Annotated in this window: 21 protein-coding genes; 15 read left to right on the top strand and 6 right to left on the bottom strand. The window is 45.2% G+C overall.

All coding sequences use genetic code 11. From position 1 onward, the window contains the following. Positions 1–132: 132 nt before the first annotated feature. From ACLWBB_RS08710 to ACLWBB_RS08700, 3 genes are read left to right on the top strand one after another with little or no spacing between them, the layout of a single operon-like run. Entirely contained in the window at positions 133–426 is a 294-nt protein-coding gene (locus ACLWBB_RS08710) for a hypothetical protein (protein WP_413291237.1), read from the top strand. Positions 427–439: 13 nt separating this feature from the next. Continuing rightward, entirely contained in the window at positions 440–892 is a 453-nt protein-coding gene (locus ACLWBB_RS08705; protein WP_413291236.1) for an NfeD family protein, read from the top strand. Between the two features lie 42 nt (positions 893–934). Beyond that, positions 935–1,894, top strand: coding sequence for an SPFH domain-containing protein (locus ACLWBB_RS08700; protein WP_413291235.1), 960 nt, complete (start codon positions 935–937; stop codon positions 1,892–1,894). 5 nt (positions 1,895–1,899) lie between these two features. On the opposite strand, the gene ACLWBB_RS08695 is transcribed toward ACLWBB_RS08700, so the two are convergent. Then, a complete protein-coding gene (locus ACLWBB_RS08695; RefSeq protein WP_413291234.1) occupies positions 1,900–3,375 on the bottom strand; it encodes an ATP-binding protein in 1,476 nt (491 codons plus the stop codon). Between the two features lie 342 nt (positions 3,376–3,717). Here ACLWBB_RS08695 and ACLWBB_RS08690 point away from each other — a divergent pair, with 342 nt between their 5' ends. The 8 genes from ACLWBB_RS08690 to ACLWBB_RS08655 all read left to right on the top strand — a co-directional run bounded on the left by ACLWBB_RS08690 (position 3,718) and on the right by ACLWBB_RS08655 (position 9,353). Next, entirely contained in the window at positions 3,718–4,479 is a 762-nt protein-coding gene (locus ACLWBB_RS08690) for a hypothetical protein (protein ID WP_413291233.1), read from the top strand. Positions 4,480–4,496: 17 nt separating this feature from the next. Beyond that, the gene (locus ACLWBB_RS08685) at positions 4,497–4,823 is read left to right on the top strand and encodes a hypothetical protein (protein ID WP_413291232.1); all 327 of its coding nucleotides are present in this window, start codon (positions 4,497–4,499) and stop codon (positions 4,821–4,823) included. A gap of 67 nt (positions 4,824–4,890) precedes the next feature. After that, entirely contained in the window at positions 4,891–6,180 is a 1,290-nt protein-coding gene (locus ACLWBB_RS08680) for an Hsp70 family protein (protein ID WP_413291231.1), read from the top strand. Positions 6,181–6,385: 205 nt separating this feature from the next. Further along, entirely contained in the window at positions 6,386–6,880 is a 495-nt protein-coding gene (locus tag ACLWBB_RS08675; protein ID WP_413291230.1) for a hypothetical protein, read from the top strand. 154 nt (positions 6,881–7,034) lie between these two features. Further along, positions 7,035–7,292: a hypothetical protein gene (locus tag ACLWBB_RS08670; RefSeq protein WP_413291229.1), complete on the top strand. Its 258-nt coding sequence runs from the start codon at positions 7,035–7,037 to the stop codon at positions 7,290–7,292. Between the two features lie 8 nt (positions 7,293–7,300). Next, on the top strand, positions 7,301–7,852 hold the full coding sequence (locus ACLWBB_RS08665) for a hypothetical protein (protein ID WP_413291228.1): 552 nt from the start codon (positions 7,301–7,303) through the stop codon (positions 7,850–7,852). Then, entirely contained in the window at positions 7,845–8,339 is a 495-nt protein-coding gene (locus ACLWBB_RS08660) for a hypothetical protein (protein ID WP_413291227.1), read from the top strand. Before ACLWBB_RS08665 ends, ACLWBB_RS08660 begins: the two co-directional genes overlap by 8 nt. Positions 8,340–8,351: 12 nt before the next feature. Continuing rightward, positions 8,352–9,353: a hypothetical protein gene (locus ACLWBB_RS08655; RefSeq protein ID WP_413291226.1), complete on the top strand. Its 1,002-nt coding sequence runs from the start codon at positions 8,352–8,354 to the stop codon at positions 9,351–9,353. Here ACLWBB_RS08655 and ACLWBB_RS08650 read toward each other — a convergent pair. After that, positions 9,343–10,137 carry a PilZ domain-containing protein gene (locus ACLWBB_RS08650; RefSeq protein ID WP_413291225.1) on the bottom strand — a complete coding sequence of 265 codons (795 nt, stop codon included), beginning with the start codon at positions 10,135–10,137 and terminating at the stop codon, positions 9,343–9,345. The two genes, ACLWBB_RS08655 and ACLWBB_RS08650, sit on opposite strands and share 11 nt — an antisense overlap. A 281-nt stretch (positions 10,138–10,418) precedes the next feature. Here ACLWBB_RS08650 and ACLWBB_RS08645 point away from each other — a divergent pair, with 281 nt between their 5' ends. Further along, positions 10,419–11,192, top strand: coding sequence for a murein L,D-transpeptidase catalytic domain family protein (locus ACLWBB_RS08645; RefSeq protein WP_413291224.1), 774 nt, complete (start codon positions 10,419–10,421; stop codon positions 11,190–11,192). Here ACLWBB_RS08645 and ACLWBB_RS08640 read toward each other — a convergent pair. From ACLWBB_RS08640 to ACLWBB_RS08625, 4 genes are all read right to left on the bottom strand, one after another. Further along, positions 11,189–12,484: a hypothetical protein gene (locus ACLWBB_RS08640; RefSeq protein WP_413291223.1), complete on the bottom strand. Its 1,296-nt coding sequence runs from the start codon at positions 12,482–12,484 to the stop codon at positions 11,189–11,191. The genes ACLWBB_RS08645 and ACLWBB_RS08640 overlap by 4 nt on opposite strands. Before the next feature lie 206 nt (positions 12,485–12,690). Continuing rightward, complete coding sequence (locus ACLWBB_RS08635; protein ID WP_413291222.1) at positions 12,691–13,092, bottom strand: hypothetical protein; 402 nt, start codon at positions 13,090–13,092, stop codon at positions 12,691–12,693. A 109-nt stretch (positions 13,093–13,201) separates the two neighbouring features. Further along, a complete protein-coding gene (locus ACLWBB_RS08630; protein ID WP_413291221.1) occupies positions 13,202–14,299 on the bottom strand; it encodes a hypothetical protein in 1,098 nt (365 codons plus the stop codon). Continuing rightward, positions 14,296–15,120, bottom strand: coding sequence for a DUF4423 domain-containing protein (locus ACLWBB_RS08625; RefSeq protein ID WP_413291220.1), 825 nt, complete (start codon positions 15,118–15,120; stop codon positions 14,296–14,298). Before ACLWBB_RS08625 ends, ACLWBB_RS08630 begins: the two co-directional genes overlap by 4 nt. A gap of 266 nt (positions 15,121–15,386) precedes the next feature. Between ACLWBB_RS08625 and ACLWBB_RS08620 the strand changes: the two genes are divergently transcribed. From ACLWBB_RS08620 to ACLWBB_RS08610, 3 genes are read left to right on the top strand one after another with little or no spacing between them, the layout of a single operon-like run. Beyond that, entirely contained in the window at positions 15,387–17,957 is a 2,571-nt protein-coding gene (locus ACLWBB_RS08620) for a hypothetical protein (RefSeq protein WP_413291219.1), read from the top strand. Next, a complete protein-coding gene (locus ACLWBB_RS08615) occupies positions 17,947–18,447 on the top strand; it encodes a type II secretion system protein (RefSeq protein WP_413291218.1) in 501 nt (166 codons plus the stop codon). The genes ACLWBB_RS08620 and ACLWBB_RS08615 overlap by 11 nt, the downstream gene beginning before the upstream one ends. Then, positions 18,444–19,517: a type II secretion system protein J gene (locus ACLWBB_RS08610; RefSeq protein WP_413291217.1), complete on the top strand. Its 1,074-nt coding sequence runs from the start codon at positions 18,444–18,446 to the stop codon at positions 19,515–19,517. The genes ACLWBB_RS08615 and ACLWBB_RS08610 overlap by 4 nt, the downstream gene beginning before the upstream one ends. Positions 19,518–19,560: the final 43 nt, after the last annotated feature.

Below are 19,560 nucleotides of genomic sequence, written 5' to 3'. Positions count from 1 at the left end.
CATTTGTCCAGACGTCGGCGCTCTGCCATAAGGCAGAAAAACCATCACAGTTTAATTATGATACGCATCAAATAATACTATTGCATACTTGATAATATTAATGCATATTGTATCCATACATGCAGAGGTTTTATGTCTGACAACGCAAAACGTATCAGTGTCCTCATCGCAGAAGATCAATACGAGCGCCTGACGAAGGCTCAAATCAACGTCAGCGCTCTGATTCGAGATCTGCTAGAGGATTATTTTAGCGAAACAAAAATCACCCTCTCGGTGAATCGCAAAACACGCGATCTCTACGAGAAAATCGTTTCTAACACGGGGGCGACGGACAAAGATATTGAGCCTTTGCTGACTCAAGTTTTGAAAGAACTTTTGAATGTTCGCCTTGAACAAATCAAATCTTTAAAATCTGAGTTCGAGTAAGGACGGAGTGAATATGATTTTAGCTTTTCAAAATGAACTATGGATGCAGCTTTTGGTCGCCGGAGCCATTTTGGTTTTGGCCGAAGCCATCATCCCCGGTTTTATAGTTTTACCGATCGGCATAGGATTTATCCTGACCGCCGGAGTCGCTGCAGCCACGAGCAACTTATACATCATTCTGCCGGTGGCTGGCGTGTTTCAATTTCTGTCTTTCTTCTTAACAAGAAAGTACCTGAAGCACATCATGGATACTCCGAAAAAGAAAACCACAGCAGAAGGCATGGTCGGCCAAGAAGCAGCAGTCACTGAGGAGATTCCCCCGGGTGGCCACGGTTATGTGAAACTCTATGGCGATCTGTGGATGGCCCGAAGCTATAACGAAAAGGTTTTACCCGCTGGAACTAAAGTTACCATCAAGAAAATCGATGGCAACAAGGTCTGGGTTCAACCTCTGAATGAAGAATAATAATTTAATTTTTTCCAACTTAGGTGAAAGGATTTTTCAACCATGGAATTTACATTGATCGCATTTGCGGTGATCGCAGTGATCGCCCTTGTGGTTTTAGCAAAAACAATTTACGTCATTCAGCAAAGTGAATGCCTCATCATCGAAAGGCTCGGAAGCTACTCACGCACTCTGACAAACGGTTTGAACTTCGTTGTGCCCTTCTTTGACCAACCACGTCCGATCTATTGGATCGACAATGGATTATTAACAACGACGTCTCGCTTAGACTTGCGCGAATCTGTGTTTGATATTCCAAGTCAAAAGGTGATCACTCGAGATAACGTATCGATTGAAATCGACGCCCTTCTTTATGTCCAAGTCGTCGACCCAGTAAAAGCGTGTTATGAGATCGCAAATCTTCCGATGGCGGTTGCGCAATTGACTCAAACTTCACTTCGTAACGTGATCGGCGAAATGGATTTGGACCAAACCCTTACTTCCCGCGATGTCATCAATGCGAAGTTGAAAACAATCTTGGATGAAGCCACTGACAAATGGGGAACGAAAGTGAACCGCGTCGAACTTCGTAACATCACTCCTCCACGCGAGATCCAAGTTGCGATGGAAAAGCAGATGCAGGCCGAACGTGAACGTCGCTCTAAGGTTCTTGAAGCCGAAGGTGACAAGCAAGCTCGTATTGCTCGCTCTGAAGGTATTCGCCAAGAGCAGATCAACCTTGCAGAGGGTGAAAAAGAAGCTCAGATCCGTCGCGCAGAAGGTGAAGCTCAAGCGATTAAAAACGTTGCTGACGCTAAAAAAGAAGCCTTCATTTTGGTTAAATCCGCGATGGGTGATGCAAACCTTACCGCGAAGTATTTGGTCGCCACAGATTACTTGCAGCAATTTGGAAACTTTGTTGCGCAAGAAGGTGATAAGATCTTTGTCCCTTATGAATCCAGCACGGCTCTAGGCGCATTGGGTTCGATCAAAGATCTTTTGAATGGTGGTCCTAAGGGGTAAACCCCTTAGGCTTCCTTTGAAACAAAAGAGAAGAAGAAAGTAGAACCGCGGCTGGGTTCGGATTGAACGCCGATCTCGCCGCCCATAAGCTCCACAAGGGATTTGCAAATCGCAAGTCCCAATCCACTGCCGCCATACTTCCGTGTTGTTGAAGCATCTGCTTGCGAGAAGGACTTGAACAAACGGCTCTGATCCTCGACGTGAATTCCAATACCAGTATCTTGCACCAACACTTTATAACGAGGCGCCTGCCCCGGAGTCTCTTCACGCTCGACCCGAACACTCACTCCCCCTTGGGATGTGAACTTAATGGCGTTACCAATCAAGTTCACCAGAATTTGACGAACTCGCGTGGGATCACCGTAAGCCAAACTTTCAGTGAGCGGTCGATGATCAAATCTCAAGTAGATGCCCTTTTCCTGCGCGGATAAAGAGAACATACTTAGAATACTATCAATCAAAGAGTTTAGGTCAAAAGCGACTTCTTCCAAACGAATTTTATCAGCCTCAAGAGCGGAGAAATCCAAAATATCGTTCACCAATGACAACAAAGTTTTGGAAGACGTTCTCAGAATGTGTAACTTCTCAAGCTCGCTAGTATTCATTCCTGACGAGTCCATGAGTTCTGCGACTCCAATGATACCATTTAGCGGAGTACGAATTTCGTGACTCATGTTTGCCAAGAAATCGGACTTCACACGACGAGCTTTGTCGGCTTCAATCAATGCCAGTGACAGACGATTGTGCTTATGTAAACTGACTACGAATCCGACAAAAAGCACTCCGAAAAATAAAAACGCCAAGAAGCAAATACGATTCAAATCCCAAAAATAGGCTTCGGCAAAAAAGTCGATTCCTAAAATTCCGTCCAGCTTTCCTTCGCGATTTTTAAGCGGGATAAAGGCACTCATCCAATCGCCCCAGCGATCACTGTAGGTCTCGGTGGTGAAACGGGCTTCCCCGGCAAAGGCGCCTTTGAGCGCAGCAACTGGGTTGGTATAAAGCTCGCCAATGGCGGTTCTTTGCTCTCGATCGCTTTCATACTTCCCATTGCGGTCATAGTCCGTTTCGGAGTCCACCGCCAAATAAGTGCGGCCTTTCGCATCCTTCTTCATCGTGAAAATATCTGCGATGTAAGGATTTGCTGCCAACCAGTCCTTTTGCATTTGGACTAATTCAAGATACAAAGGATCGGTCTCACGCGTTTTGTCGTTCACTTTTTCGTGGCCAAGTTTGCTAAATACCATAGCGTAAGAGGAAGCATAACCGAAGATACGATTCTGAGTCGTGCTTTCCTGCTTGATCAAAAGACCATCCGTGATGGCATAAGCCACCAAGCAGTAAAGAAAGAAAAAAAGTGTAATCGGCTTCCAAAATTGGAAATACGAACGGCGCAAATAAGCGACCATGAAAATCGCCATTGCAGATCCGTAGATCATTGTTACCCAAAAGTAGTGGGTATAAAGAGACGAATAAAACATAAGCCCATCCTGTGCTTTTACTTTTTTTGATCGGCCTATATTTCATTCTCAGAGGGAAAAAGTAAACGGTAAAGCGCTCTCCATATAAATTATTTATGTTTATTTTCACTCTGAAAACACTTACTTTTGGCAGATAAAAGACTTCCTCAAAATCGAAAGCTCTTTCTTGAAATGCCTTTGAAAAGGACAAAATGTCCCAAAATGGGTGTTTCCCATTCGTAAAACCGCCCCTAACGAGACACGTCTAGAGCCAATTTCTCTTGAAATTGCCTTGATCGCATAGGAAGATTTGCCTGTTTTATTACGTACAACATCTTTGGAGCACCTCCTAGGAGCATTCATATGGCTAAGAAGCCCTTTTTGAATTTTCAAGTCGATCACATGACTCTTCTTCTTCAACCAGATCTGTATAAAATTTCTTATCTTGCGTTCAATACTATTTTCGGAGTTGGACCCGATGACCTTCTTTACGATAAACGCAAAGAATGGGTTAAAGGCGAAGGCGAACAATCTATGACTTACGCTGTTCGACTCGGCCAAGGCGCAAGCCCCGATCCTGAATTGAACAACACGATCATTGCTGTCGTTCAACCGACAGAGCCTAAGGGCCAATCTTCTCACGTTCGAGAAATGTTGGATGGCCATCAAGCGGCCGCACACTGGCAACACATCGCCCTTCGTACGACGGATCTTTTGGCATTCCACAAACATGCGCTTGAAAGAGGCGTGCAATTCATCACTCCTATCTTGAAAGATGAGGAAGAAGACTTGATCCAAGTATTCAGTGGTGAGTGGTACTTCCCAGGCATTAAAGCAAGCGGAATGTTCTTTGAGTTCTTGCAAAGAAATCCAAGCGAAGAGCATGTGAAGATTGCACAAAGCATGAACCGTGAATCTTGGTTCCGCGATAAGACCTTCTTGGGTCTTTATGGCGAGAAGGAAAGAGAATACCAAAGCGGCGAAGTAACTCCGTTCTTGCGTTTTGATCTTTTCAATCTTCTTTTGAAAGAATTCAAAGACAAGCAAATTTGGCAAATTACTCCAGCTGATTTACAGCGTGCTGAAGATATGATGATTGAGCACACTAAAAAAGTGAGCAAATAAACAACGAAGGAGCTTCTATGAAACGTCTTTTGGTGATGACACTTTTAGCAGGACTTACAGTAAGCTCTGCATTCGCAAGAACTACGATGATCACAGGTCGTGCCAACGAATTTGGCTATTGCAGTTATAACCAGGGGCGTTTCTGTATTGATCGCATTGCAGACCGCGCTGAGCGCGCTGCTGAGCGAGATGCTGACTGGCGCTGCCGCTCGAGCGGTGGCAAAAGCAGCTTGTCACCTTTCTGCAGCTCTTCTTGCAACCCAAGCTTTTTGCCTCCAGGAAACCAAAGCACTCCGGTTCGCTGCAACGCCAGCTGCACCGTTCAGTGTGAAACGCCTAACTAGCTTCATTTCTGGTCCGTATTGAATTTAAAACTTTGTTTCTGACATTGAACTTTTCTATAATGGTCCGATGTCAGAAACTTTCCTTGCCATCGATTTCGGTACTAGTAATTCTCTTGTAGGCGCCTACCACAAAGGTCAACGAGTCGAAGCCCTTGCTCTTGATCCCAAAGCCGCCGATCCCACACTCTTGCGCACACTTTTGTACTTTCCCCACGCCGATCTTTGTTACTACGGCGCTGAGGCCATTGAACAATACATCGAGCAAGACATGGAAGGACGACTCTTTCGTTCTTTCAAATCCCACCTTCCCAACCAAGCTTATCTTGGGACCGTCATCAGTAATCGCATTCTGACTCTCGAAAACATGGTGGGTATTTTTCTTTTAGAACTTAAAAAGCGGGCCGAGAAAGCCCTCGGAACTTCTATCGAGAACGCCGTGATCGGACGCCCTGCCCGCTATGCCATGGATGACGTAGCCCACGGCTTTGCTCTTCATCGCATGCAAAAGGCTGCGCAGTTTGCTGGCTTCAAGAACGTACAATTCGTCCCAGAACCTCTGGCTGCCGCGTTTGACTACCGTCGCGACCTGACCCAGGAAAAATTAGTTCTGATTGGCGACTTCGGGGGTGGAACTTCGGACTTTACGCTGATTCGTATGCGTCCCGAGAACTTCCGACACGAAGATGTTTTAGCAATCGACGGCTGCCCGCTTGCCGGGGATGCGCTGGACAGCGTTTTCATGAGCCACCGCTTAAATGAATACTTTGGCGCGAAGTCCCGCTACCGCCTGCCACTTTCAGACAATGTCCTCAGCATGCCGTATGCTGTAACCCAACGATTGAACCATCCGGCTCACATTGTGCATCTCAAAGAAAAAGACACTTACGAATTTATTCGCGAGGTAAAGAAAAGCTCTATCACTGAAAAAGACAAAGCAGCGATCGAGCGTCTTTTTGTGCTTATTGAAGATCAGCAGATTTTTCCGTTCTTTGAACACATTGAAAAAACAAAACGCGATCTTTCTGAGAATGCTAACAGCAATTTTAAATTCAACTACCCAGGTATCGAAGTGTATGAAGGCTTCTCTCAAACACAATTCCTAGAGTGGTCACAAAATACCCGCGAAAAGATTTTCGAAGGCCTTGATCGCTGCTTAAGCTCAGCCGGTGTAACGTCTGAGCAAGTGGATCTAGTGTGCTTAACTGGCGGAACCGCCAAGGTTGGCTTCATTCGCGAAGAGCTCGAAAAAAGATTCGGCCGCGAGCGCCTGCAAACACAATCCCACTTCCACTCCGTGCTCTCGGGCCTGGTGGAATCCGCGAAGTTTTGGTCCGAAGGACTCAAGGTTATCGAGTAGTCTCTAAAATTTTTGCCTGTTCCCGATTTATCCCATTTTAAGTTTTTGGGACAAAACCTGTATTTGTCCCAGAAAAACTTTCTATCAAGGACTTTGTCCCACAAAAGCGTGAGTCATTTTAAATATTTTTGCAAAAGTCTGCGAGCTCCGACAAAACGACTTCACAAATTTAAACACAAATTTCATTTAACTAAAGGAGTTACTAATGAAAACTATGATCGCTATGGCGTTCGCGCTTTTGACTGCTTCTTCTGCTTTCGCTGGTAAATACACTGTTGATACTTCTTGGGAAGTATTGAACAAAGCTACTGACCTTCACATCGAAATGCCTATCGTATTCATGGGCCACGCTGTTTCTTACGATTTCATTTGCGTTGAAGGCAACAACCTTCGCACAAAAACTATGGTTGATATCACTGTTCCAGATCAACGCGGTGGTCACGGAGAACGTTCTTCAATCGTTGTTGGTCAAGAGTATCTTACAACTCCAATCGACTACGCATACACTGAGACTCAATGTCACTACATCGGTCAAAACCAACAAGTTTGTGAAGAAAAGTTGATCTCTGGCACATACGCTACAACTGTAGACGTAAAAGTTTACAAACTTTCTCGTGGCAACGAAAGAGACAATCACACATACCTTTTCACAAAGGCTTTCACTGTTCCAGAATGTTCCACTTCTGTATTGCCTAACTAGTTAATGTTAAGGCGCTCAGCTTGAGAACCCATCCACTGTGCGCCGAAGACAAAGCCGAACTCTCCCTTTATTCCTTGAGTTCGGTTTTGTCTATTTTACATTGAAAAATCGGAGCTACCTGTTTTAGCAAATTGCCTTTATAAAGGTCTCCAAGATGTCAAACAATCTGCCTACGGATACTCTGACAAACTCCTTCGAAGAAGCCCTGCGAAATCAAGTCGCAGCGGATATTGAGTCGTTCTTAAAAGGCTACGCGGATCCAAAAAAAGCCCTCGGAATTCTCAGCAAAAAAACTCAGATTCACAGCAAAACACTTCGTCGCTTTCTGCAAAAGTCTCACAACCCAAGCTATCAAACTCTATACAAACTCTATACAAACTCTATGCGGTTCTTTTTGGCACCACAAACCTGAATGACACCTTGGCCGCGGCTCCTTTGCCTGTTCAAGAAAAGCTTCGCCGTATTGATCAACAATTGAAAGACTCTCCGACGGCCTTTTTCTCGAATGCAATTGAAGAAGAACTAATTAATGACCGCGTTTTTGCCGAACTTTATGTTTTAGCCGACGTCAGCCCTTTTGATCGCACCTTCGTCAAACAGCGTTTTGGCGACTATGGCTTGGATTTGATTCACCGAATGTTGGACCTCAAGGTTCTACGCTTGGGGACTGATGGAAAAATGAGTCTTGGGCAAAATCGCGCCGCCTTTTCAGCAAAAGCGATCAAAAAAGTCGGTTTGCAACTCGTCCAAACATACCTAAAGCCTGAACGCGCGGACGAGATCTATGCGAACCATATGGCCCTGTATTTTGAAAATTTGAGTGAAAAAACTTATCGCCAATGGGTAGATATCGATGTCCAAGCCTTCGAAGACAAGATGGCTTGCTTGAAAGAACCAGGAGCCAAAGGCTCTATCCCCGCTTTTACATTTGCGATTGTCGAAACTTTGAAAGGTCCTTCTGAACATGAATAAATTATTCTATTTTCTTTCACTAACTTTGATTTCTTCATGGGCCCTTGCTTTAGGCGGAGGCGGCAGCGCTGGTGGCAACGGCAACAGCATCAGCCGCGCAGAACTTTTGAAGCTGAACAGATTCTATATGATCGAAATGCCAGCCGTGAAGTTCCAAGACCGCCAAGTTGGAGTTCAGAACGTTTGTCTTGAAGGCCCTTCAGTCAAAACAATCGATCCCATTCTTTTTGAGGAATACGATACAGATCGACATGACAATAAGGTCAATGTTCGTAAAGAAATGCGCACATTGATCCGTCCGATGGAGCAAGAAACCGTAGATTGTTCCGAATATCGCGATGGATGGTGCGTCAGCTATAAGAAAAGTATTGAAAAAGTAGGCACCAAATTTAATGTTGACGTCTATGAAGTACCTCGCGGCGATAACAGCTTCGGGAAATTACGTTATAAGGTGAATTACCAGCTCCCATCCTGTTCACAACTTTAAAGGATTAAAGGTATGAAAAAGGTTTTTGCATCCCTACTGGCAGGAGTGTCTCTTTTTGGAAGCCACAGTTCTGCTGACACCAAAAAGATTTCGGACTCATTGGTGAATAATCTTCGCTGCGACAGCGTCAGCGTTGGTAGCATCTTAGGGAGCATCCGCCCAGACGCCTTTTCCAGCCGCAATCACCTACCAATAAGAAACTGGGGCTTCCGCAGTGGCGTCTTTAACCTAGGTGCCTGTTGGGGCATGGGCAGTACCCAGCGCAAATTCTTTTATCTTTTACGTACCGGCGAAAAAACGGCTCCTAGGATAAATACTATCGGCGTTTTAGACATGGTCCGCGGCGCTAGCCTTGTTCCTAACGTTCAAATGTATGGCCACAGCGACCAAGCTGTACAACGAGTTCAAGAGCGACCTCTTAAAAACTATTCTATCATTCCGGTTTTTGAAGATAACATCCGTGACGAGTTCGGCCGCAATACGTATTTGGGATTTGTTAATACACTTATCAATGGCGCGACTCAAAATGTGGATAGCATTCGCGTGACTAGAAACCTGCGCGGCGAAGTTGAGCGCAGCCAAGAACGCCATTTTTTCCGCCCAAAGAATATCGGTATGGGCGCTGGCACTGGCGCTCAAGATCCTGAGACAAATAAAGCCACTCTTAAAATTATGATGACTAATGCGAAGCTAAATCGCCTGACGCTTATTAATTTGCGTCTTCGTACTTTAGTTCAGCATATCCTGATCGTAAAATCTTTCACCGAAGATAAAAATGGCAACGTGTTCTTCAAAGTCTATGATTCAAACCAAGATGCGGAAGATCAGATTGTCTATTTTAATAAGGCCACGGGACATTTCTATGCTCCGCAAGTCCTTGGCATCTATAAATTTGATATCTTAGGCGTTCAGTCCGCAGAGCCTATGGGCGTTTTTGTTGTGGATGAAGAAGAGCGTAAAGATATCGAAAATTCTCTTGTAACCTATTACAAGAAAACTTGCGCTAGCCTCTAGTTTTAGGGAAGAGACCTTCACGATTCGTGACAAGTTTCTTTAGCCAAGCAAAGAAGCCGTCTTCAGGGCCCGGCAAGCGATCACGGATCATCTTGCCCTCTTTGTGTAGACGTTTGATAAATACCGACATTGTCTTTTTGCTTTGCGGTGTATGATCGTAGCGAATGCCGTAGCCGAATTTACCACCCATTGGTTTTCGATAGACGACCTTACCAGGCATTTTATAGCCCTCGCCGTGATATTCCCACCCGAGATCTACTGACTGACCTTCTTGGTAATTTTCAGAAGCTTCAACGAGAGCTCCGCCCTCAGAAATGTTCTTTACTAACACCTGCTGAGCACCCACATGGCCATGAACATCAAAGTTGTAACGAGGAGCGGTCTCCCACCAACGCATGCGCGGATCAAAATACACCTTACGTACTGAAGGTGCTACGAAGTACGCGACAGCCAAAATGTCCACCACCATGACAGTGGTCAAAGTCAGGAAGTTGAACAAATTTATATTCGTCCAGAAACCGTAAACATTAGAAAAGAAAATAAAGACTAAGCAAATGACATAACACCAGTAGCTCCAACGACGGCAGATATAGATGAACAAACCTGCAAGCGGCGGCAGAATGACATAAGTAATGAAGAGTGGTTTTGGAAGTGCGTAATACCAAAAATTCCAAGTTTGCAAAAGTTCTCGGCCAGAACGAAATGAATTGAAGATGATATTGCCAAAAGGAGCTAATACGTGAAGCAGTGCAAGCAAGATAATCGGCCAAGGTTTTCTTTTCATATAAGATAAGCGTAGAGGTTTTGCGTCGTGTTGTAAAGCGACTAAGGGGCTTCAGTAAGGGAACTCGGCAAACTTAGGGAACAGCTTTTGCTCCACCAAAAGTGCACAATCTGTGAGCAAAGTTCTCGCCGCGCCCAAGGTCTAGTGAAAGTATCTTGTTAATCCGCAAGCTCCTTTAGCAAATTTGCTCACAATCGGTGTCTCTTGATTTTTTCCTTTGTAAAACTTCAATTTCAAAATTAAACACTCTGCTAATCTATTACGCAAATTGGAGGATATCTGTGAACCTAAAATTCATCATGTTAAGCGTTCTTGTGTCTGTCTTTGCTACTGCAACCCATGCTGCCCCTTCGCAGTCTGTTTTCGACCACATCGTTAAGCAAGGAGTTCCTCGTGACGCCTTGGAGCGTTTGGTGAAATTCATGGATGACTTCCGTGGCCGTACCTTTAACCAAGAAACTTACACTTGCGACGGCTACTCTTCTGAAAGCGTAAAACCTTGCAGTGAATCTGACCGCTCTAACTCAACAACTCGCGTGACTCTTGAGAACCCGGAATACGTCGTCATCATCGACTACGGTGCTCCTTCAACTGAACGTCGCTTTTTTTATATCAATCTTCGAAGCGGCATCGTTGAGAAATATTATGTATCCCATGGTCGTGGCAGTGGCGAAAGCAACTACGCCACAAAATTTAGTAACATTAAGAACTCTAAGCAGACTTCATTAGGCATCTACCTTACGGGCGAAACCTATGATGGAAAATACGGCGAGACTTTGCGCATGTATGGTTTGCAGAACTCAAATGATCAAGCCTACAACCGTGATATCGTTATGCATGGTGCATGGTATGTTAGTGAGGACTTTATCAACTCTACCAACCCATCGACAGGCAGAGATTTCGGCCGTTTAGGATTGAGCTGGGGATGCCCTGCCCTTTCCAGAACAGTTGCAGAAAGGCTGATCCCTCGCCTAAAAAATGGCAGCTTGATCATGCACTATCATGAGCCTTTGATGGAAGCTTCGCTGAGCGGCCGAGAAGTCAAAGCTCCCTAGGGAGGATATTGATCGCTCGGCACGATCGTAATGATCTTGTCAGCAGTAATGAATGGCGCCAGTGAATGTCTTGGATGTTCAATGCCGCCTGCACTTTGAGTGGGAAGGACCTTTAAGGCTTCCCACTTTGCTTGTGCGGATTCCGGAGCTTCGAATTGGAAGTGAGCTCCACCGCTAGTGTCCGTAATAAACCAACCATAATCTTTAAGAGCTACAAGCACTATCTTCACCGTGCGTTTGATTTCGGCTCTTACTGCCAATGTTGCCACATAATCATCAATTTGCTGATACGTTACATTCAAGGCAAAGCGCATACCTTCAGGGATATCGCCGACCTTTCCTGGGTGCTCAAGTTTAGTGGCTGGCGCAACGTAGAAGGATCCAGATGTGTTCACAATCGGCATTGAAAGCGCGTGTTCAATCACGCCTTTTTCAATTTCCCAAGGGCGTACTAACATCGCAAGATAGTTGATACCTACGCCGCGAGAGCCACTGCACTTCGTGGCTTTGACGTCCCAGTTATTCGTGAGGTAATCACCTGGGCACAAGTTCCCATTTCCAATCGAAAGCTTTTTCGTGGTGGTATCGATGATAACATCCCAAAGATCCCACTCTTTACCGCTGACTGGATCAAGAATGATGATTTGCGCATCAGTGCCGGCATTAGCTTTCCAGTTGGGATTGAATGGGATTGTTTTACCATTCAGATTTCCCCAATTGTTGCGGTCTTGAACTGTATACATTTCCGTGGCCTCTGCCGCGTGGTAAACCGGATAAGTATATTTTCTAAAGTTCATTTCAAAGTGCTGGCCGGTATCGTTAAAAATCAGGTTCGCGTATTTTGTACTTTCAGGATGAAGCGGCAGATTTTTTACCGGAACATTCCAAGGAGCTTTTGGTCCATAAGGACGAACACCTTCAAATGCGCGCGCGCTGGGTGTTGGTGACGGTGTCGGAGTCGGTGTCGCCGTTGGTATCGGAGTTGGCGTAGGTGTAGGCGCCGGTGTTGGTGTCACCGTCGGTCTTGGTGTTGGAGTCGGCGTTGCTGTTGGCACAGGTGTCGGCGTCGGAGTTGGTGTAACTCTTGGAGTAGCTGTAGGTGTTGCAACTGGAGTCGGTGTCACTGTCGGACTCGGAGTTGGTGTTGAGCTCGGTGACGGAGATGGACTTGGGCTTGGTGATGGGATCTCGCTTGCTAAGTCTTGCTCGCCTTTGGCTTCAAAGGGTTTTACCATTGTGGGTCCACAACCAGCTAGATTCAAGAATAGCAGCAGTAAAATCAGATATTTCATGAGAGTCCCATCCCCGTTCAATCAGTATAGACTGTTTCGGAGCGGAACTGAGCAAACAAAACCCCGTGGGCCCTACATTCCCATTCTGAAACACTCCTTCCGCTCGGAATCGCTCGGAGAGTAAGTGCGTGGACAAATGGGGAAATAAAAAAGCTCAAAACGCATAGTGCGCTTTGAGCTTTTTTAAGCATTTTGCCTTTTAAGAACTATTGTTCTGTGCAAGCTGCTGTGTAGACAATGCCTTCAGCTGCGAAGATCACGTCCTGCTTTTTAGTTTGAGCGTTGGTATTCAACTCCAATACTCCTGCATCCAAGAATGCACCACCGAAAGAGGCTTGCAAGTCCGACTTAGAAACGATCGCTTGGATCTTGCCGTTCTTCAAACCATCAGACAATGACTGACTAGAAAAGTTTGAATTAACGAATGTACGAACTGTCACGCCATCCATCGCAGTCAAAATCACGCTTAATTTTTCTTTGCCGTTAGAAGTAGACTCGATCTTGATATCCATGTCACCGATATCACCAGTCATGCAGATCAAATGAGAGTCCTTTGCATAAGCATTCACAGAAAGCATCAACACCATAGAAGCTAAAACTGATTTCATAAATCCTCCCCGAATAATTTAATAGAACCCGGCTAACATACGCCTCTTTCCCAAGAAGCAATAGATGTTAGTTTTCTGTACATGGAAAGATTACAGAAACCCCTAAATCTTAGCGTTTATACCCAGGAACGCTGACTTTATCGAAGCCAAACTCTTTAAAAACTGCGCGGACGTTCTGCAAAACTGCTTCTTTACAGCCATTGATATTATCAATACTGAATAAAAAAGAACCCGTAATATGGTCCTCGACCATATGTAAACTATCTTCCTGCAGAAACTGCTGACGTCCCGACGGTGAGTCGAACCCCTCGAACCTTAAAATCGCTTGATGACTTAAATAAAAAAAATGACCTTGAACTCTACCACTTGGAGACGTCAAATTTTTCTCAACGAGAGCGCAGAACTTTTTATCTTCATTTGCATAAACAGGCCCATTCATAAAAACTTCTCGTCGATAAAAGTTGGAATCAGCTACCTCTGTTGACTCTACCATCAGAGTAGACACAACCTTTTCTACAACGCCTTCACCAACAATACGAGACAGCTCCCAGGAAATTCCCGTGTAGCTGAAGAAACCGTCAACTCCTCGTTTTTTCAGTTCCGGAAGAAAAATATAACCAACAATCTGACGAACTTTCGGTCCATCCTGAACCTGCAATCCACTCCCATTTGCCATATACGTTGCAGGAGCAAGCCCATAAATCACTTCATGCAAAACAAGAGCAACCTTGTTAGCCTCGGACATTTTTCCCCAGTATCCACTTTGAATACGGATGATAGTTCCTAAGCGATTCGCGAGTTGCACCACTTCTGCATCAATCTCTACCGGAGTTTCTTCTTCAATCGGCTTTAATGGCTGATCCACTAGACGCCAAATGTACTGGTTCAATGCCAATACTAAGTAGTCCGCAAACTTCGGAGAAACCTCGCGAATCTCAGTCAATTTTATTGCCAATAAACGCGCTTCTCTTTCTGTCAGAATATCCATCCTAGAGGCACGCTCGACATAAAGAGGAAGTGGAACCACCACCTCGTCTATTTCTGGTTTTTCAACTCCAATTTCATAGAGATCAAAAAGAACGGGCTCTCCGTTGACCAAAACGCCGGCTCCGCCATTGCCAATATCACGAACTGCCGCAAAGGTCGGTGGTACCAACAATAGACAACTCAAACCTACGGAGATCAAAGCACAAAGGGCCTTCGTCATAGAGACCGTTCCTTTTCTGTTAAACTGAACAACTGCATACTCAAACAATAGACATCTTTTTTATTGGCATTTTTTGAAAACTTTAGCGCAAAACTACGACGAAACTGCTGCAATTCTTTTTTGGCAGCCTCGAGGTCTTCTCGCGCAACTGAAAATACGGTGGAAGAAAGCTCTCTTTCTTCCATACTCTGGCCCTCGATTGCCGCCTTAGCTTTATCTATAATTTGCTTATGAAACGTTCTGATTGCTGTCGATGCAAGCTCTTTACTCTCGACTGTGGTGAAGCTTCCGGTCGGTTTAATTTTACGTCCTCGAACCTTCACAAGCCCCAAACGTTTTAAGCGATTGACAGATTCCTCGACAGTTTCAGTAGAAATCCCCAAGCGTCGTGCCATCTTATCTGGATCGAAAACAAAACCGGCGGTCTCGCTCAACTCCAGAATCGCCATGTGATACCACTCAGAAATAGTTTTGAATTTGTCTAGAGTAAGTGTCTGCTCGTTACCTTCACGGCGTAAGTGTGCGGACAAACGAGCTCTATTTTTTTCTTCTTTGCTGCGTGAAAATTGAGCTGCTAAAAGATCGCAGAAGTGTTCACAATGAGATTCTGTCAAGTGAAGTCGTTTCGCGACCTCACGAGCACGGACGGACGACAACCCGTACTTCCCATTCAGAACCTCGCTCAAAGTTGAAACCCCTAACCCGAGATCTCGCGCAAATGCTGACCAAGAATAGCGAGGGTTTTTAGCAGCTCTTAATTTAAAAGCTTCACCGAGATAGCGTCGATAATCGTCGAAAAATTCATTTGCTGCTGAGCTCATGTAGAATTCTATACAGTCGTAAATTCCCACTCTCAACTTTTTTGTTTAGTACAAACGCTACGAGCTAGACTCTCGCGTGCCTCAACTATAGACATTGAAATATCGTTCGGATTGCTTCGGATTGGATGAAATACTTTTACTCAGTAATTACATCATCTTAGATACGAACTCAAATATCCACAAAGTTCGATTTGATTTTCAGTATGAAACCAAACTTCATTCTAAGATGCCTTTTTGTTTTTTCACTCTTAAACTTTAATAAGTATATGAAAAGAATAGAGAAGAACAATTCTAAAGGACAGGCTGCCCTCATCTTCGTTGCAGGGCTTTGCCTAGCGGGATTCATCATTTTGATGAGTTCTTTAGATGTCTTTACTCGAGACTACAACTACAAGGCTCGAGACTTCAATCAGGTCCTCCTCGACGAAACCACTAGCTCTACATTCTCAATTATGGAAGCTGCTCTCGAGCGTCGGATGTGGGAACCTCCTCCTGATAGTGCCTGTATGAAATCAAAAGACTTTGAGGTTTCTGGAGTCCTTCCGAATGGCATTACCTGGAATGTAAAAGCCCGCTACAACCCAGAAACCAAAAACTTCGAGCTCACCGCAACGGGGTCATACCAAAAGTTGACCTCACTTTTTAAAAAGAAGATCAAGGTCATGGATGCATCTGACTATTTGTTGCTCTCAACAAGTAATAACAGCATCTACCTAGATCGCCTCTACAATCAGACTGCTCCTGCAGCTTTGATCGCTCGAGATCGCCGAGTCTATACCAAAGGTCCGCTCGTGTTGGGCGGAAACTTAGACCGCCCTAATCCAAAGACAAACTGGAACGGATCTCCTGCTCTGTGGCCTGCAGAATGGGGGACCATCATTCAAGGGGACCGCATGCAATTTGCGGGTGGAATCTACTATCGTCCCTACTCGGTGCCTCGCCCCAACCCCGATGCAACAAGCAACATCGAAGCTTTGCTGGCTCCTTACTCGGATGCTTTTGGAGCTGCACAAACTCACTACAGTCAGTTCGGTGGCGGCAGCGCTGTTTTTACTAAAGATTATACTAAGGCGATCACTCTCAAGGATCAGGTCTCTGCAGGGACTCCAGGCCCCCTCTCAAAAGCAAATGTCGCAACAGAAGTTTATCCCACGGCACTCTTTAACGGAGCCCCTCCACTTCGCGCTTGGACGGCACCAGATTCTGGAGCTTACTTTAGCGATCCCGATCGCAATTCAATTTTTTATTACGCTTGGGGCGAAGACAATAACTATGGTGTTCGTATTGATGCAACTTGCTTGTCTCGAGTAGATGCCTTTACTTCCAATAAATATTGTTCACACTCCGAGCATTTTCCAAGAGCCTTTACTAACTGGCGCAGAAATGCCGATCTTGAAGGTTATCTTTTTACTTCTGACTCCTCGGAAGTTCCCGCGCCTAAACTGAGCTGGGACAATCTCGAAGCTCTCGAAGATGACGCCCGTCTTTGCGGAGCGATCGTCAATGCTCCAGTGGCCCCTTACACGGACTGCCCGATTTGGGATCACAACTTTTTAACAAACTATGCAACGACAGGCAGTACCTCGGCTTGCATACAAATGTCTTCGATTGATTTAGATACGCTGACTCTTAACAATTTGAATTTTTCTGAGCTGGATGATCCAGCAAATAAAGATTTGCTATTAAGACGCGTGATCTTCCTCAAAGTTCCTGCCGAGATTAAGCAAACCAATGCTCGCGGGCTAATGCCAACACGTGTGCCAGGCAATGTATCTCGTAAAAATCTTTCTGTGTGGGTCGTTAGCGACAATTTGGTCAGCCTTAAGGGCTATCAGGCTGACACAACTTCTCCGATGACTGTAGATCCTGATCGTTTGCGTGAAGTCGTTTTTAATAAAGACGCCTCCGGTGCCGCCCCTGGAACAGAAACAGAACCCATGCTGATGACCATTCTCTCGCCAGACAAGGTCCATCTTCTCAGCCCATTCTATGTGCCGATCACTCCAGGGTACCTGACGACTTACTATCCTGCTTCCGGCGGAAAAATTCATCCCGTTCGTCATAACATCACCGATTTTCCTCGTTATGAGAACGATGCTTACACCTATGGCTATCGTCGCTATATCGTGAATAATGTGAGCCTCATCGCGAACGCCAACAACAATCCAGCTCAGCCGTTCTATTTGCAAGGTCTCTGGAGTGCTCCCGACTCTTCCGCATCGCAATTCCCTTCGAATCAATGTATGATGAGTTTGGCAGGACAAGTGCTACCTCCGAATCCCCCAAGTCTCGCAACGCATTCGTCTTTGATTCCTGCCTATCATTCGGCGGTGGACTCGCCAATTCCTCCAGCAACATCCAAGTTCTATAATGGCAAAGCCTTTATTCCAAACTTCTATGTTCCCGATGTTTTCTGGGCTCAGAGAGTCGGAACCAATATCGGGCGCGATCAATCCGAAGTCGTTCTGACCGGCATCAACATCTCTGTCGACTTTGATACGTTCACTCCACCTGGAAAACGAAACCTCGGAAATTCATTTTACAATGAAACCGAAGGACGTAATCACGCTATCCCCGTGGACCTTTCCCACAAACACTTCACTTGGGATGCTGGAAACTATTACAAGTTAAAGTCTCCAGCGACACCGTGTTTGGTTACCAACATGGAGTATCGTACGGCTATAGGCACTGACCTTTACGAGGATATTGCCGCAAACCCGTCCTTCAACAACGGACGTCAGGTTTATTTGCAAGTTTCGCCATCTAATGATTTTAGAAATTTAGGAGCCGTCGTCGGAGTAGACCAGCTGGTAATTGAAACAAAAAATGGAAATTAGTAGAATGTTGGACGTAAAAGGTTTCTCGTTGATAGAGGTGATTCTTGCAGCCGCCATTTCGATAGTTGGCGCAACCATCTGTTTCTTCTTTATTCAAAGCGTAAGAACTCACAAATCTCAGGTCGATCAAACTCTGAGTGTTAAAGAAGTCATGGCTGATAACGTCGTTGAGGTAAAAGGCGCCCAGAATGAAGACCTACCAGCCCCGGGAGAATGTTTGATTCGCACTTACACCAACAAGAAGGTTTTCATCTCTGAATCCACCATCACTGCAAGCCCTTGCCCTTCCCCAACTCTAACAACCACACAAATGCAAATCGTTTGGGAAGTTGCGCCGACTACAGCAATTGTCGCTAATTTCAGTTCGCCCTCTTTGAAGCTTCCAAACTATGCAAAGATGTTAAAGCAAATTACAATTCATTCTTGGAGCTATAACGATGCCCAGAAGCTCAACTTGACCCACGGTCAGATCGTGATTTTTAAAAAATGAAACAGAACAAGGGCTATACTATCGTAGAACTAATGATGGCGATGGGATTAAGTTTCCTGGTCATCTCTTCGACCGTGGGTATTTTGGTCTATTTCTTCTCTGAAAAACACCGCTTAGATGTATGGAGTGCTGGGCAGCTTGAAATGTCTACCGCTATTAAGATGATCGAAAGCGACATCCGCAACATCGTTCGCTTGGAACTCTCAGAAGATCTAAGAGGCGCCAACGACAGCCTTTATTTTGGCCTTACTTCGGTGCCTCCAGGGGAAGAGCCTGCAATCTGCGCGAACAACGCCACGAGCTCTGTAATCCGTTACACTTCATTGAACCGCATCGTTCGTCAAGAGACATTAATGCGTTCATGGTCGGAAGAAAACTCGGTGGACCAAGCAGGTCCAGCTCATGAACTTCGAGTCTCTGAAGATGGCACACAGCTAAGCCTGTTTTCGACAAATAATATTCCGGCTGAAATCGTTCTAGTCGATGCCGATCGAAGATATACGCGTCGTTACCAAGTGGCTTCTCGAGTTTTTCATCTCAACATGAATTTAGATCCTTATGACGATCTTCCGAAAACGGACGCCTTAGGAAATCCTATATTGTTCAACTATGCCAGCGTCTTCTTACGTAGACCACGTGGTATTACCAATAATCCTACAACCGCAAAACCAGCCGTTTTCGTCACTGGTAGTGACGTGTATGCTTCAAATACGGTGTTTATTTGCCTTCGCAGAACTGACAATAGCGTTATCAAGCACAACCCAGTCACGAATCAAACCATGGTCATCTTAGAAAACAATTCGAAAGACTTTTCACTTCGTTCTTTTGTGGTCAGCTATCTGAATACAAAAAAAGGTACACGCGTAGATCCCACCATTTTCTTTCCAAGCGTCTTGGCCTCTCCGGATGGAAACTGCGTGAATGCGGTCCACGTCAATATACAGGCCGAGCTGACCCAAGCACAAGACGGGACAACTCAGAACAAAGAAATCAATACGGATATTATTCGCCGCCGCACGATCTTTGCGCACAATCTCAGTGTAAAAAGACCGGCATCTTGCAATCAGTAGCATACCCGCGCCTCGTCACAGGAACGTCACAAGAATTCATTGT

Source organism: Bdellovibrio sp. HCB337, from assembly GCF_047302465.1.
Classification (GTDB): domain Bacteria; phylum Bdellovibrionota; class Bdellovibrionia; order Bdellovibrionales; family Bdellovibrionaceae; genus JACMRP01.
This window is presented reverse-complemented; position numbering and strand designations above follow the sequence as displayed.